Below are 15,243 nucleotides of genomic sequence, written 5' to 3' on the forward strand. Positions count from 1 at the left end.
ATGGATAGGTGAAATATGTCTACAATTTCTCATGATAGAATTATCAACGCGAGTTGTGCAACAGTCTTTAAAGCGTTAACCACTGCTCAGGGATTAAGATCATGGTTTACTAGACAAATTCAAGGTTCTGGCCAACTTGGTACAGATTGGATATTGAGCTTTGAAGATCACCCCTCTTTTGACTGGAAAATAGTATCAATCGATAATGAAAAATCGGTAATCTGGAAGTGTATAGAGGGGCCAGGGCATTCTCAAGGCACAGAAGCGAGATTTCAGTTAAAGGCTTCGTCTAATAGTCAATGCACTCTTACTATTAGCCATCAAGGCTGGAATAAGGATGATCCCAAATTTGCTCGCTGTGTTGATATTTGGCGAACCCTCATGCAGCATTTGCAAGTCTATTGTGAAACAGGTATTGCTTCTCCTGTTTACCACTAATAAGGATATCCCATGCCACAACAATCACTACTTGATTTTGTAAATGATCTGGAAAACGCGAATATGTTGGAGCGAATCAAGGAGGAAAAACGTGTTGATGAGTTACCTCAAATCATGGAAAAGTATCCGCTTAAAGCAGTTTTGGTGGAAAAAATTAAAGATTGTGAGTTTCAATTTTTAGCTAATGCTTATTCTAATCCTGAGCAATATGCCTGGGCTATGCAATGCAAAAAAACTGAGACCGGCTTTAAAATTGCGGAAGCAGCCAGTGGTCGTATCAAGCCGGTCATTGTAGATAAAGCACCTTGTAAAGAAATAATTTTAAAAGGCGATGAGGTAGATCTAACTAGGCTGCCTCTTTTCTTACATCATGACCGCGATGGTCATGCCTATACTGATGATAATTTACTAATTAGTAAAAACCCTGATACGGGAGTTTATGATTGGGGAATTTATCGCAGCATGTTTCGCACTAAAAACTGTAAGACACTCGATATGACTTGCACCTCACATAGGCAACGCATACATGCACAAATTGCGGCGGCACAGGGCAAGAACTTGGAAATGGCTATCGTCATCGGTGGGCCTATTGTAGATAAATTAGCTGCCTTACAAGGTTCAAGTGATGAGGTCGATGATTTTGAAGTTTTAGGCAGTTTTTATGGACATGCCGCACAATTAATCCAATGTGAAACTATCGATGTATTAGTACCGGCTAATGCAGAAATAGTATTGGAGTGTGAGCTTTTGGCTACTGAAGGATGGATACACGACGAAGGTCCTTTTGGTGAGTTTAGCGGTATGTATGGAGGTGGCTTAAAACAGAATATACGCTGCAATGTTAAAGCCATGACTTATAAAAAAAATGGCATCTATCAATATGCCACTATAGGCTGTTCCCATCCATGGTATACCGATAATATGTTGCAATTACCAGCTATTGAAGCCGATTTATTTAACTGCTTACAACTTGCTGGAATTAAGGTTCTGGAAGTTCGCTCACCAGAAGGTGGCTTATCCAATATGGCTTACGCGAAAATTCATAAGACTGGTGCTGGCGACGCCAAGCAAGCTCTAGGAATCATGCTGACAGGGTCTAAGCAGGGTTTACCCAAATTGGCTTGGGTCTTTGACGAAGATGTCGATATTTGGGACGATAAGCAAATTCAATGGGCAATGGCTTTTCGTTACATGCCTCATCGCGACACTCTCATTATTCCAGAAACCAATACGATGACAGTTGATCCAAAAATAGCAAGTTTCGACCCACCTGGTACAGCATCAAAAATCGGTTTCGATTGTACTATCCCCTTAGGCCCAGGATATAACCTGCATGATTTTGACCGCAGCGCAGCAGTTAATTTAGGTGATCCACCAGAAAATCTAACTCTCATGTCAGAAGAGGAATTAACGTCTAAAATGTCTGACTTTATTAAAACAAAGCCACGTTCATGGCGAGAAATTTTAGTGGAATATCATGGCCAACCTTATCCTATTATTTACCGAGCTTTTGGCAACCTTAGGCCTTTATTAGGCCGTATGAATGATGAACCCTGGTACCGGTATACCTTTTCACCTAGCAATTTTGTGAATGGGAATGAAGGTAAATAATTCAAGTGTTCACACCTCCTTCTATCTGCATGCAAAAACGTAAAGGAGGATTAGTGACTCTGCCGGTTCTTAAACTGAGCTAGCTCAGGAAAGTTATACTCTTGCCAGCCAGGAATCTCAGCCACTTTGAAATACAGTGTTTTATCAACACTATTGCGTTCGCTTGGCGGTATTTCATCAACAATGGAGCCGAATGGATAGGTGGCATCTATTCCCAGAGCTGAGCCTAACCGTTGATCTAAGGGCAAGTCATCAGGCACTGATGGATCAAGTGGGCCTGCCGGGACATCACCGATGATAATAACATCGGTCTGGGGCTGCATTCGAAATGACATAGCCCACTGTACTTGATCGGGATTTTGCACATCGATATCCGTATTAACAACTACGACCATTTTCGGTCTAACATTAGAAGCTATGGCAGCAAGAATAGCCTGCCTTGCCTCACCAGAAAAACGGGGCTCCATCGCAATAACCATATAAAAAGAGACACCGCCCGATGCCGGTATTGCCACCTGCTTTATAGTAGGGAATTGTTGTTGCAAGTTATTTAATACTGAAGCTTCAAAGGGAATCTGTTTGAGAATATGGTTTTCAGTAGGAGGTACACCTGTTAATAAAGCTTGAAAATAGGCATTATTACGATGAGTAATAGCTACAACCTTTGCAACGGGCTTGGGCGAGCCTGGCGTGTAATATCCAGTGTATTCACCCAAGGGCCCCTCAAAGACTTGCTGTGTCAAATCAATTTCCAGTTCTAAAACAAATTCTGCAGCAGCTGGCACCATGAGATCTATCATTTGGCATTTGATTAGCTCCACTGCTGCGCCACGTAATCCCCCGGCAATGTCATAGTCATTAGTATTATCAGATGATTGAAATTGGCAGGTGTACTCCAAAATAGGGTCAACACCAATGACAATAGCTGCATGATATTTAGTTAGCCCCATTTTTTTAGCTTTAGCAATATGTTTGCCAAGTCGATGGGAAGGTTGGGCAAGAAAAGATAAGCTGGTAGTGTTAATGTATTCAAAACGATAATTTCCTAAGTCGGTGATTTTAGTTTCCGGATCCTGACTTACAATCAGACCTGCGGTAATGTAAGGGCCCCCATCCAATGGGCTGTATTTGGGAATAGGAAGTTTGGATAAATCAATTTGAGTGCCTCTTAAAACATTTTCACAGTTAGCACCATACTTGACAATCACCGGGGGAATAGGCTTATTTAGCCCTTTCATAATAGTCTCAAAAATAGTCTCTTCAGTAGCTTGGAATGCTAACAAAGCCTTTGCTCGGCTGTTATAAATACCCCCTACTAAAGGATAATCCGTGCCGTTATTTTTGAATACTAAAGCAGGGCCGTTTATTGCTGCACTCTTTTGCAGAGCTTTGCCTAGGTCTACTTGAATATCCACATAGCGATCTACTTCTAATAGGTCATTCTGTTTGTTTAATGCACTTAGAAAATCACGAAAATCTGCATACGCCATAATTCCCCCCTAATAGGTTCAATAGCCAAAGAAGAACGATTAAAAATTTCATCCATGAAAAGCATTTAATCTATATTTCATCTTACCAAGATAGCATATTTAAATTTTATTAAATAATCAGACCTTAGGGAGGGCTCTTTGGCATTAGTACAGCGTCGCATTCGGGAGATGTCTCATTACACTCGGCGTGGGCACCGTCAAGTCAACTTGACCAATTAATTGTGCTTAGTGTATAGTTATAACCAATTCTGATTATTTAATAGTCTACTCAATCCTGATGCTTTACAAAGATATCAGGCGTTTCGCGACTTATCTTCTCCAAAGTAATGTTGGAGGACTGGTATTTTCCTAGTTTTAATCATTAAACGGGTTTGACGCTTAACTTATGAGCTAATGGGTCTAAAACTTTGACCATCATTGAGTCTATAGTTCTGCGAAAACTTAGTTTCTCCAGAATCATTGTCTCTGCTCATTTCAATAAATCAACTTAATATTGATGGAGTAACAATATGAACATTGATGAATTTAATAAGCAATTTGCTGAAATTACAAATTTAACCTTAGATGAAGTTACATCAGACGGCGTTGAAAAAATTGTTTTTGAGCATGCCAAAAGATTAAATCCAGAGCTTAATAATCTCGATTTTAAAATTGATGGCCAGGCAGTTTACTCTGTAGAAAATGATAATTTAGTTATCTCTTATAAGTCTCTGAATAATCGGGAAGACTTTGCCAAAATAGCCAATGCCTATAATGATTACTATGAGGGTATTCAAGTTGATCTTACAGATTGGGAAGATCGGAAAAAGAACAATCCAAATTTCTACTTTGCTTTGGTGATAAATGTAAACGTTTTTTTAAAAAAAGCTTTACCTGATTTTGTAGAGCAAAGGATACCCAATAATAAATTAGCAAATACCTATAAGGCAGTTTTAGCTGATATAAGAGCCCCTTCAATTTTATCTAAGCAGGGCTTTAGGAAGAACCCTTATCGCGGGGGCTATGTTTATCCTCAAGGATTATCTTTATATCCATCGGCTGTTGTTAAAATCCAGAAATCTCAAGAAGATGTTAAGAGCCCATCTGCTAGTGAAAGCCAAAAAATACAGCTAAGAAAACTGATTACGAAAATTTGCACGAATCACGATTATTGGAGTGATAAAATTAGATGTGGATCTAGGTTTCCAGATGGTATTAGTCAGATTATCGATATCAGTAATGATTACCAACTTGATCAAGCATTACAATTAATTGGTCAAACTGCAGACTATAAATATAGCCCCTATTTTCAATTTGCTCATTCCTTTTTTAGAGGGCGGGATTCGAAGACCAATGAGCTTTATGGAATACTGGCTAAGCTTAATCAAGGGGTTGATAGCAGAACGGTAAGTACAGTGATTGGGGATTTAGAAAGGCAATTTCCTACTGAAGAGTCAGCAAACGAAAAATCAAATTTGCTCGATTTATCATAAAGGCCTGAAACTAAAGATCGTCGGTTTTGCCGCCATTTGAAGACTGTTTTTTAATGATGTATTTAGTCCTGGCGCGGATTATAGGTACCAATTCAAAATCAAAACTGTTTGCCTTTGGTCGTGACATATCCTATTAATCAAAATTATTAACCATATGATAATAAAAACAATATTACAATTATCAGGCTTTTTATAAGTTAAAATTTCATCGCAATTTTTAACTTATAATGGCGACAAAACCGACGATCTTTAGTCCCAGGCCTATAAGTATAATTATGACAAGGCAAGAACAATGTTCCGTGGTTGTAATAGCGTGACTGACACCCAATTAGAAAAAATATGAATTTACCTTATTCATAACTACTGAGGCTCCTATTATCTAACTAATAAATCTCTTCAATCTCAAAACGAAAAGCCTGATAAGAAGGTGACTCATAGGGATGAGATTTCTTTAAAGCCACAACGGCAGCTTTTATTTGCTCTTCAGTACAGATAATTTCTACTTTATATTCGAGCACTTTTTCAATTAGATTTTTATTCGATAACCGCCTTAAGGCATTTTGAGTTGTATTCTTATTCACACTAGCAAATAAATTTAGATATTTCCCAGCTAATTGCGGGCGCAGGTAGTGCCAATCGGTTTGAGCCATAATTTTCTTAAAAGTTCTTAAGTAAAATAAGAACTTTTAATAACTTCCTAATTTATAAGTGAGGAAATAAAACGGGGCGGCCTGTTGAAAAATATGATCAAAGTTGGATCAAAGTAAGCATCATTTTACAAAGAATAAAAAATACCAGTTTTTTGATATTCAATGCTATGGCAGCGAAATAGGCTTGTATTTGTGTATTTTCTAATCCCCTGTACTGAGCTCGCTTTAAGTCATGATAATTTTTTAGCTCATTCATTATCCCTTCTAATTTCCACATCCTTTCATATAACTTTTCTTTAAAATATTGTTGATCCATTTCGTTTATCATCTGATTATAAAGATCAGCATACCTACTTCGAGTCACATACCGAGCTGATCCCTTATTTTTAATCTTGGCTAAACACTTTTGGGCAAAAGAGCATTGTTTACAATCCTTTGTTGAGGAAATGTAGGTAGTGGTATCCCCATGAGAATGACAGGGATTTAATAGGCCTAGCGCTCCGGAACTTGCGCTGTGACGCAAAAACGCCCAATATATTGGATTGATAATGAACTAATAGTCCATATATAACCCAGGAAGGCTCATTGAAATTAGTTTAAGCAAAACAAAATTTTAAATCAGCTGATTATCAATATCAATTTGCATTAATAAAATAAAATTAGTAATAAATTTTATCTATATTTTTGCATCACAGCGCAAGTCCCGGAGCACTAGGCCTTATTACAGTATCCAAATTTAGTTCCTGTTCAATCGCTTCCGTACCGGATACCATCTTTTTCAGTTGATAAATCGAATACAGCACAAATTACCCCTTTTCCTCAAAAATAGTACGCTTCATCTTGACCTATCTGCAAGAGTGCAGATAGGTCAGTTTCTTATATCTCGGCCGTCAGTGACATTACTGGAGAAAAAATTAATCAGTATTAATCGTTAGTCAAGACTGTTTTTTTATTATTTATTTGTTATCATCTCCGCCCATAGTCTTTCTTTGTAGACGATGTGGATATTTTATTTTATCAGCTCGCCTTTTTCAGTCCATACTCATTTACTTATTCTGTTAAGTTCTTTATTCATAAGGTCTGTTGGTATTAATTGCTTTTGAAATACCATGTTATGTTATCCACAAATTCTGTGGATAAGTTTGTGAATACTCTGCTAAATACTTTGATTGGATGGAAGCCCACTGTTTGATCAGCGACGCATCAAGACCTCAGGATGGGATCCTGTTTAAAAAGAGTCATGTTTAATTTTTAACCTCTATAAATGGTAGCGAACCCAATTGTGGCAAAATTAACGGTTTGGGGATTCTAGGTAAGTAGAATGGCCGGATCACTCCGACTTAACCTAGTAAATTGACGACGCCCTCTAGGTCATTAATGCCAAAACTAGATTTATATACGGGGTGCGACAAGCAACGGAATTTAAAAGATACTCTAAGAAATCAACCAATTGAAAATTAATAATTTTATTTTTAATGCTTATTGTTAGCTAGGGTTTTATAAACGCATTTTATTAATTTAAATTTATATTTAATGGATTACTATAGAACTAAATTTGGCGTTAGAGTATCTTTTAATTCCGCTGCTTGTCGCACCTCAATATCTATTACTCCCTGAAGGCCAAAGGTAAAAAGCTTTGTAGTTCAAACCTGTATTGTCAACAAAGTTAAACGTATGGTTCATTACATTAGAACCGGATTGCCTATACAAACAATCATTGCTACCATGAATTCACTTGTACTTAGGGATAGCTTGATGAAAAAAAGATGCTTTATTTATCAGATGATTATAGGACTAATTACCTTTAGCCTTATGTCAATTACACAAGCAGGTTTACCTGTTCTGACCTTTACACCGATAACTTCAACCTCTCAAAGCGTAGTAGAAACTGGAAATGTCACCATACAGTACCAAGTGACGAATCAATCTCAGCACCCTCACACCTTTGCACTCCTCTCAGTTCCTGGTGTTAATCAGACGACGACTCCTGGTAATTGTGCAAATCCTTTTATTCTTTTTCATCAGCACTCATGTACCCTAACCTTAACTATATCGGGGAATACATTGACAAGCCAGGGTATAACAGCAGTTACTCGCGGACCTACTGCTTGCCAATCTGATTTAAATGGCATACCAAATCCCAATCTCTGCTATGGACCCTTGCCTAAGGATGAGCTGAATATTCAAGTAATTTCACTCTTTCCTAATGGCAGTAGCTGTACTGATAACTCACAATGCAAGACTAATTCTTGTATCCCTGCGACACAGACTTGTGGATTTTGCATAAGCAATAGCGATTGTGGATTGGGTAATTTTTGTAGTAGCAATGGCCTTTGCCTATCATCTAATGGTAATCAATGTCTAACTAGTGCAAATTGTATTACTGGAAGTGTCTGTAATGCAGGTCTTTGTGTTGCTCCCAACGGCGCTTCTTGCTTCGCTAATGCAGCTTGTCAAAGTGGCGCCTGTTCGACTACTAGCCACACCTGTCAAGGTAAGAGTCTAGGGGCAACCTGTACTAGCAATAAAGATTGTCAGAGTAATTTTTGCAATAGTGGTGTTTGCTCAACCCCTAATAATGGTGTTCATTGTACCTCTAATGCAGAATGCCTAACTAATTACTGTACCCCATCAAATACCTGCGGCGCTCCCAATACAGGACAAGCCTGTACTACGGGAGCGACTTGCCAAAGTGGGGTCTGTATTGCGGGTAGCTGTACTGCCCCGGCGATTTCTTGCTCTACTGGCTCTGCCTGCCCTACTGGCCAGGTTTGTTCATCGGGTCATTGTGTCAATGCCTGTGTTCCAAGAACATGTGGAACTCTCACTGCCTGTGGCCCTATCAGTGACGGTTGTGGAGGACTAATCACTTGTAATAGTTGCCCTAGTGGCCAAACCTGCGGCGGTGGAGGAGTTCCTTATCAGTGCAGTGCTACTGGTGGGGCTTGCACAAGCAACGCGCAATGCGTTGCTAGGAACCCGGCTACTCCTATTTGTAATATAGTTACAAACCAGTGTGTGTCAGCTGTCTGTACCCCACTTACCTGCGCTCAGCAAGGATTTAACTGTGGTGCTGCTGGAAATGGCTGTGGAGGTACAATTACATGCGGCACCTGCAGTGGAGGACAGATTTGCGGACTCGGTGGCCTATCACGATGTGGTTGAGTTAGATAGAGCTTGTGGTGAAGTTGAGGGGCGGGCGGGGTTTTAACCGAAAGAGCCATGTTGTTTCAAAAGAGTTTGATAGGTATCACTACGCCCCCCTGTCTGAATGATGAATCACACCCTTGGGTGGTTTGCTGCGCGTGATTGCCATAATTAGAGCATCATCAATGAGTTGGCTAACCAGCCGCGTCCCCATAGCCCAACCAACGATCTTTCTATTGTATAAATCAACTACAGTCGCTAAATACAGCCATCCTTCATTGGTTTGGATATATGTGATATCAGATGCCCAGGCTTTATTTAAACAGAGGGGTCTAAACTGTCTGCCTAAAATATTTTAGGCTTCTTGTTTACGTTGGCTTGGTATTTTCTTAGACCAGGCATAATAGGCGCCTTGATACACCTAAAATGAGGCAAAGGCGTTTGGTGGTGTGGAAAACCGACTGTTCTTTAATCATCGCGTAGATCGCTGGCTTTCCTTGGCGAAAAACGCGGCTGCTTTTTTTAGTATTTCACGCTCCTCCTCTAGCTCAGCAATACGTGCTTTCAGGCGTCTCAACTCTAGTTCTTTCTCATCATGCTTGGGCTGATTAGGGAACGCATTTTCTTGTTTCTTATGTAACTGTTTTCGCCAGTTATATAGATTGTTTTCAGCAACCCCCAGTTCCTTAGCTACTTGCCTTACTGACTTATTTCCTTGCTCAAGAAGCTCTACTGCTTTTATTTTAAATTCTTTTGTGTAGTTATTGTTGCTCATCATTACTCCTAGTTTCTGGGATTATACCCATTAAACAAGGTGTCCGGTAAATGGAGGGAGGTTCAAAGATGCATGAGTTGAACCAATGAGTTGGTAAATCCCTCTGCCTGTCGCAGTGGCAAGGAAAAAACCAACCGCAAAAATAAACAGGGCTCTATCACCAATCCCGAGTGATCTTTTGGCCGACCTCGGCCACCAGTTTTCTCTGGCCTCCATACTTTAATCGCATCGTCTGTAAACCATATTGAATTACTTCTTGCATCCAACGCAACATAGATGACGGCTACTATCTCAATAAGTGTGTCTTTCCCATGTCAGACCAGAAGAGCTATTATCAGATTGAAATTCCCTAACCTCTTCTGGATGTACAATATTATGGGTAGCAATTAAAAGATTTTGAATTATTTCATTATCCTTTGGAAGATTTCCCCCAAGGTCTGCACCAGGTAATCCATCCTCATAATTATTGTAATGATGATTAAATGCTTCCAAAATTTTTTCTATGTCACTTCCTTTAAGAGTACTGCAATCATGAAAAAAACTTGCTTGAACTACCCGCTTACCGATAAAACTTTGTAATTTTTCGCTATATTTATCAGCTTCTGCACCATCTGGAAGCTCAGAAATTATTACAGGCTCCTCTTTTAGAGATGCAACAACACCACCTGCAGCATATGGCAATGCCCAGGGTGTATAAGTAAAGGTTATTTTGATATACATTTTTTATCTTATTTAAAATTTAAAATGAGGCTCCATTTTAAAAGTCATGCATTAAAGACGACTTAACGCAGTAGGAAAAATTAGAATAACTTATTCTTAATTGGAATATCGATTTTGATCACCGTTGCGTTAGAAAGTTGTCGGAATAACTGTCGATTTTCAGCAGGGTGCTAAAAGTCAAACCTTTAAGGGGTTCTTTTCATCAAGGTACGAAATTTCCCGGCCCAGCCTTATAACCCTTTACCAGCCTAAGCTGTAGCCAATAAATCGATTTTTTTAGCCATCTGTTTTTACTATAACCATATGTAAATAAATACATTTCTTTGGTTGTGGAACTCATGATTTCCAATAAAATTAATATGCTTCCATCATAATATAATTTGGAGTAATTAGCCGGAGGACATTTCCTATTATTAACTATTTATTTTTTATATAAATTGTAAATATTACTAATTGTGATATTTTACGACTTGGAAAAATTAGCTTAAATCTATAATTAGGGAGAATTAAGGATGTTAAATAAAACTGGTTTACATTTCATCAACCTCGCTTTTGGTATTATGTTTACTTCTAATGTTTTTTCTGCATACACACCTATTATCTATTCCAATAACAGGTAAAAAAAATGGATTATCACTCTAATTAATACACTAATAGCTGTAAATAGGGTTTTGTCGCAGAAAATTTCGAAACTTTAACAGAGCATCGTCAACTTAACAGAGCGTGGCGCAAGAAAGCACTGCTGTTGAATTTTATCAGGCTGTGTTAGTTACCGGGCTTATTGGTATCCCAATTTCTGTATTTACTATCGATTAAGAACTATAAAAAATAGTAGTTGGGGTTTGAAGTCCAACGGTACGGAAATGTACGTTAAGCGAAGATATAGATTTAATAAAGAACAACTTAATTTGTTTATGTTTTTTTTTAAGATTAATAGAATATACTTGGTCAATTAATTTGTTGTTTTTTTTGATTTATAAATCATGTGGTTAGTTCTTATAGTATGTTTCCGTACCGTTGGACTTTAAACCCCTAAAATTTCTAGCTTGTCTTTCTATTGAGCCAAGCGGGCAAGGATTTTAAAAATTGTCCCGTACAAAGGGCTGTGCAAATAAATAATGGCTGCCTTAATATTTCCTTAAGCTTTCGATTTGATTGCGAGATGCCCAATTCTTTTCTATCTTAGATAATATGCAACCTAGCAACTGAGAGGATAATGAATCTAACCAATCTAAAATCATTTCTGGCTGTAGTCGAGTATCGCTCACTAACTCTTGCAGCCAAGAAGCTCTTTGTTACCCAATCAGCAATGACTAAACGTATTCAAAAACTCGAGGATGAGTTAGGTGCGCGATTGATTATTGTTGATGGTGTAAAAACAAAAATCACCGATGCAGGTAAAATTTTTATTCCCTATGCCAGACAAATGTTAGCGATGGATAATGAGATGCGAAACAATATAGAGCATCTTGAGCAGCAGTCAAAATCCCCTGCCTTAATCCTTGGAACCTCCATCTATCTAGCCCACTATATAATCCCCTATTTTGCGCAATATTTTTACTCACAAAATCAAGGAGAACTGATTGATATCAGGGTCATTAATGAAAGAGATTTTTTTGAATATTTGGACAATGGGTTAGTTGATATAGTGCTATGTACAACACGACCGAATATCGATAAAACCATCTATTGGGAAACCCTTTGGCAAGAAAAACTAAGCTTAGCTTTTTCTGTCAACCATCCCCTAGCAAAAAAAGATAAAATTAGCTTAGCTGATCTTGCAAAATACGAAGCTGTATTTCCAGAGAAAAAAGGCTATATTCGAGAAAAGGTTTCCGAGCTATTTTCTAATCATCACCTAAGCCTAAATAGCACAATGGATGCAGGCTCAATCTATACTGTAAAAAATTACATTTCCACAGATAATTATTGGAGTTTTATTCATCAACGATTTCTCGATATGACTGAATTAAAATCTGCCGAATTAGCTGAAGGATCACTGACAATGGCTTTCAGCGTCTATTGCATAAAACGGCGTCATCAAGAGAAATTAATTTCTCTTTTTTTACAGCAATTCAAACTATGGATGGCTGATTCTGACATTATCAAAGCCTATTCTCTTTCTTAATTTAATCCCCCTCTAACCCCACACTGCCATTAAGTTAACGCCAGTTATAGACGATCCGTTCGGGCTGAGGTATCCCCACAAATTTGAAATTCAGATGTATGACTAAAAAAATGTATGCTAATTGCATAAGTTGATCTATTTTTCTGTCATTCCTGCGCAGGCAGGAATCTATCTCCCAAACAGAGTGATGGCCTTTGCTTGAGAAATGGATTCCCGCCTACGCGGGAACGACATAAGAAAGAGCATAATGATTTAGTAAATAACTATTTTTTGAGTTACAAATTCGTGGGGATACCTCAGGTCTCGAAGCCTTTCACTGTGACGCTTCTAGACCTGAGCTAACGCTCACTCCTCAGCGCGAACGAATATAAAAATCCTTAACTTAATGGCAGTGCCCTAACCCAGGGGGGGATTCCTGCTAGGAATAACCATAAATATCTTTCAGTCAACCTTAATCACCTATTAATCGCCACTTTATAAACTAGAGAAAACTTGCAGAGAAAAATGCAAATTTTATTAGTGAATTAAGGAGATTATTATGAAAGAGAAGAGCCTAAGTATTAAAGATCAACTAGCTAAACTAGTTTCTGAAAAACCCTATCCTGATAACTATGAGGAAGCTCTAAAAATATGGGATAAATTTAATAAAAAGCATCAGTTTTATATCCCTGGGGCTCAAGAAGAGACTAATAAAAAAAGTGCTCCTGATGAAATTCTCAAAAAATATTCAAGTCCAGAACAGCAAAAATCGATTGTTCTTATACAACAATATTGGAAAAAACTTAGAAGCCAAGATAGCTTAATGCAAGTGCGATCTAAGAATCATCCTTTTCAGGGATTTTTGGGAAATGAGCCTGTAAAAAAATCAATTAATTCCCAAAAACTATCGCAATTAGAAAATGCAATTAATGAGGGGAACTGGAATGATGCAATATTTCAGGACGAAACCATCCCCTATCTTACCCTATCCTTATTGACGTCTAAAAAAATTTCAGAACAACAAGGCCTTACAATTTTAGAGCGTCATCAAACCTTTAAAGATTATCCTCCCAAGCAAACTTATAGGATCTTGGATGATAATAATCAGTTTACTGAGGATGCAAAAAAAATCTTAATTGATTCAATGCAAACAATGAACTTCCTTAAACCACTTTCAGAGAGACAAATTGAATCATTTCGGGTGCTCATCATGTGTTTGCCAAAATCAGAACAAATCTTTTATACAACAGAGCTAGGCGATATAGCTATTTCAACAAGCTTTGGTGCTAACTTATCGGAAGCATTCGACACCATTACCGTACGTAAAGGAGAGGTGATTCACATGTCTAATGGTGCAGAACATGCCTCAGGGATTGCTCGTTTTGGTATTGATGAATATGAGGTACCGAAGGGAGAAATAGGTTCTAAGGTGATAGCGGATATTGAAAATAGAGTAAGGGCAGGAGAAAGGCCTCAGGCGCTTCACTATCCTGGAACTATCCCATATGGAGACATCCATAGCTATTCTAATGTTAGTTTTTTTACCGCCTCACGCCATGATGCTGGTCATGCGCTGGGTCAATCGTGCACACCCAATCCTTTTCTACGTGCCTTTGATCGAATGATTGATGTTGCCCGCGCAGCTACTGATATTAAGTCATCCAAAGAAATCTGGTCCTGGACCGATCGTGACTATAATTATTTTCTTTCTAAAAACAAAACCCTTAGGTTTGACCCAACAAATCTGAGTGAAACAACTGCATTGTGGTGCGAAATGCTATCTTTAGGCGATGCAGATTCACGCTATAGCTTTAATGGCTATTTATTTAATAACAAAACTCAGTGTCCGCCAGTACTTGGAACTGCAATTTATATTGATATGCTAAAGCATCCAAACCAATGGCTTGAGCTCAAGATCGCTCCAGAATCCCTAACTGGCGAGTACAAAAAATCCTATGAATTGGTGAAAACAATTTATGACAATATTAAGAATGATCGCCCCTCTATCCAACTATTAAAGTGCCAACTTTATTTCAACCTAAATTTAGAGAATAGAGCAGCAGAGTTTGGGCGTTTAAATGAATTAATTAATAATAATTCTGAAAAAATCTCTACACTCTTGGAATTTAAAAAAGTTACAAAGGCTACTACGACTAAAACTCATGGAACCAATTCGCTTAATCTAACCTTCAATGGCGTACCCACTGATTTAATTCGCAGTAATACCTATGATTTTATTAAAGATACTATTGAGAAAGGCGAGAGTAAAATATTAGGGCTTGTTGATCCTAAAGTCTTACCTCAATTGCCGATACAAAGCCGTTATTGTTTAGAGTTAATAGGAAAAGGAAACTCACAAAATATTCTTAAAAAGGTAAAGGAGGAATTAGGATTAACCAGTGCTCATATCCAAAACGCCGAGGACATCGATAATTTATTTACCCTTACTTTCAAATATAATGATATATCCTGTCTTAAACCTTTAATCGATTCAGGAAAGATCAGCATATCTCAGCTCTTAAAACTAAAGAAAGAAAGCCATGAATATTTAAACCAATTCAACCAAGAAGCAATAACCTTAATCACTCAGGATGTAATGTCGCTAGACCAATTTTTATCGATGGCTAAAAACGAGAGAACAACATTATGTAGATTATTACAAAATGAGCGAGAAACCTCTTCTGAAAGGCCGCTAATGGGTCTGTTATGTGAAGGCTATTTGTCATGGTCTGAGCTTATTCACATGTCAGCAGACGAAATAGAAACAGCCAAGGAATCAACAGTCCTAGCAACACTAGGGTCCTAAGGCCCTAGCCAATGAACTCTGATTCTC

At 38.1% G+C, this 15,243-nt stretch carries 12 protein-coding genes and 1 pseudogene; 6 read left to right on the forward strand and 7 right to left on the reverse strand.

Annotated elements, in window-relative coordinates:
• The first annotated feature begins 15 nt into the window (after positions 1 to 15).
• Positions 16 to 438 carry an SRPBCC family protein gene (locus tag BN1094_RS07530; protein ID WP_043873844.1) on the forward strand — a complete coding sequence of 141 codons (423 nt, stop codon included), beginning with the start codon at positions 16 to 18 and terminating at the stop codon, positions 436 to 438.
• A 12-nt stretch (positions 439 to 450) separates the two neighbouring features.
• The gene (locus BN1094_RS07535) at positions 451 to 2,049 is read left to right on the forward strand and encodes a UbiD family decarboxylase (RefSeq protein ID WP_043873845.1); all 1,599 of its coding nucleotides are present in this window, start codon (positions 451 to 453) and stop codon (positions 2,047 to 2,049) included.
• 50 nt (positions 2,050 to 2,099) lie between these two features.
• On the opposite strand, the gene BN1094_RS07540 is transcribed toward BN1094_RS07535, so the two are convergent.
• A complete protein-coding gene (locus BN1094_RS07540; protein WP_043873846.1) occupies positions 2,100 to 3,539 on the reverse strand; it encodes a UbiD family decarboxylase in 1,440 nt (479 codons plus the stop codon).
• A gap of 509 nt (positions 3,540 to 4,048) precedes the next feature.
• Here BN1094_RS07540 and BN1094_RS07545 point away from each other — a divergent pair.
• Positions 4,049 to 5,011, forward strand: a complete 963-nt coding sequence (locus BN1094_RS07545) for a hypothetical protein (RefSeq protein ID WP_043873847.1) — start codon at positions 4,049 to 4,051, stop codon at positions 5,009 to 5,011.
• 383 nt (positions 5,012 to 5,394) lie between these two features.
• On the opposite strand, the gene BN1094_RS20105 is transcribed toward BN1094_RS07545, so the two are convergent.
• Both BN1094_RS20105 and BN1094_RS19250 read right to left on the reverse strand, forming a co-directional pair.
• Positions 5,395 to 5,661, reverse strand: coding sequence for a hypothetical protein (locus BN1094_RS20105; RefSeq protein WP_245614250.1), 267 nt, complete (start codon positions 5,659 to 5,661; stop codon positions 5,395 to 5,397).
• 97 nt (positions 5,662 to 5,758) lie between these two features.
• Positions 5,759 to 6,184: a transposase gene (locus tag BN1094_RS19250; RefSeq protein ID WP_176695273.1), complete on the reverse strand. Its 426-nt coding sequence runs from the start codon at positions 6,182 to 6,184 to the stop codon at positions 5,759 to 5,761.
• Positions 6,185 to 7,416: 1,232 nt separating this feature from the next.
• Between BN1094_RS19250 and BN1094_RS07560 the strand changes: the two genes are divergently transcribed.
• Positions 7,417 to 8,826, forward strand: coding sequence for a Dickkopf N-terminal cysteine-rich domain-containing protein (locus BN1094_RS07560; protein ID WP_043873849.1), 1,410 nt, complete (start codon positions 7,417 to 7,419; stop codon positions 8,824 to 8,826).
• Positions 8,827 to 8,920: 94 nt separating this feature from the next.
• Here the strand turns inward: BN1094_RS07560 and BN1094_RS19255 are convergent.
• The 4 genes and pseudogenes from BN1094_RS19255 to BN1094_RS07570 form a co-directional block, all read right to left on the reverse strand.
• A pseudogene (locus BN1094_RS19255) lies at positions 8,921 to 9,163 on the reverse strand (DDE-type integrase/transposase/recombinase); the annotation flags it as partial.
• 117 nt (positions 9,164 to 9,280) lie between these two features.
• A complete protein-coding gene (locus tag BN1094_RS07565; RefSeq protein ID WP_043872922.1) occupies positions 9,281 to 9,583 on the reverse strand; it encodes a transposase in 303 nt (100 codons plus the stop codon).
• A 62-nt stretch (positions 9,584 to 9,645) separates the two neighbouring features.
• Positions 9,646 to 9,849 (reverse strand): transposase, encoded by a 204-nt coding sequence (locus tag BN1094_RS20295; protein WP_176695274.1) that lies wholly within the window; start codon positions 9,847 to 9,849, stop codon positions 9,646 to 9,648.
• Positions 9,850 to 9,874: 25 nt separating this feature from the next.
• Positions 9,875 to 10,303: a hypothetical protein gene (locus BN1094_RS07570; protein ID WP_043873850.1), complete on the reverse strand. Its 429-nt coding sequence runs from the start codon at positions 10,301 to 10,303 to the stop codon at positions 9,875 to 9,877.
• Between the two features lie 1,216 nt (positions 10,304 to 11,519).
• On the opposite strand from BN1094_RS07570, the gene BN1094_RS07575 reads away from it, so the two are divergent.
• The gene (locus BN1094_RS07575) at positions 11,520 to 12,431 is read left to right on the forward strand and encodes a LysR family transcriptional regulator (RefSeq protein WP_043873851.1); all 912 of its coding nucleotides are present in this window, start codon (positions 11,520 to 11,522) and stop codon (positions 12,429 to 12,431) included.
• A gap of 538 nt (positions 12,432 to 12,969) precedes the next feature.
• Positions 12,970 to 15,216 (forward strand): hypothetical protein, encoded by a 2,247-nt coding sequence (locus tag BN1094_RS07580; protein WP_043873852.1) that lies wholly within the window; start codon positions 12,970 to 12,972, stop codon positions 15,214 to 15,216.
• Positions 15,217 to 15,243: the final 27 nt, after the last annotated feature.

The organism is Legionella massiliensis (genome assembly GCF_000756815.1).
Classification (GTDB): Bacteria; Pseudomonadota; Gammaproteobacteria; order Legionellales; family Legionellaceae; genus Tatlockia; species Tatlockia massiliensis.

Excerpts from the sequence above, each read along its gene's own strand:
- BN1094_RS07530 (WP_043873844.1), top strand. The coding sequence starts at position 16 with ATGTCTACAATTTCTCATGATAGAATTATCAACGCGAGTTGTGCAACA.
- BN1094_RS07535 (WP_043873845.1), top strand. The coding sequence starts at position 451 with ATGCCACAACAATCACTACTTGATTTTGTAAATGATCTGGAAAACGCG.
- BN1094_RS07540 (WP_043873846.1), bottom strand. The coding sequence starts at position 3,539 with ATGGCGTATGCAGATTTTCGTGATTTTCTAAGTGCATTAAACAAACAG.
- BN1094_RS07545 (WP_043873847.1), top strand. The coding sequence starts at position 4,049 with ATGAACATTGATGAATTTAATAAGCAATTTGCTGAAATTACAAATTTA.
- BN1094_RS20105 (WP_245614250.1), bottom strand. The coding sequence starts at position 5,661 with ATGGCTCAAACCGATTGGCACTACCTGCGCCCGCAATTAGCTGGGAAA.
- BN1094_RS07560 (WP_043873849.1), top strand. The coding sequence starts at position 7,417 with ATGAAAAAAAGATGCTTTATTTATCAGATGATTATAGGACTAATTACC.
- BN1094_RS07565 (WP_043872922.1), bottom strand. The coding sequence starts at position 9,583 with ATGAGCAACAATAACTACACAAAAGAATTTAAAATAAAAGCAGTAGAG.
- BN1094_RS07570 (WP_043873850.1), bottom strand. The coding sequence starts at position 10,303 with ATGTATATCAAAATAACCTTTACTTATACACCCTGGGCATTGCCATAT.
- BN1094_RS07575 (WP_043873851.1), top strand. The coding sequence starts at position 11,520 with ATGAATCTAACCAATCTAAAATCATTTCTGGCTGTAGTCGAGTATCGC.
- BN1094_RS07580 (WP_043873852.1), top strand. The coding sequence starts at position 12,970 with ATGAAAGAGAAGAGCCTAAGTATTAAAGATCAACTAGCTAAACTAGTT.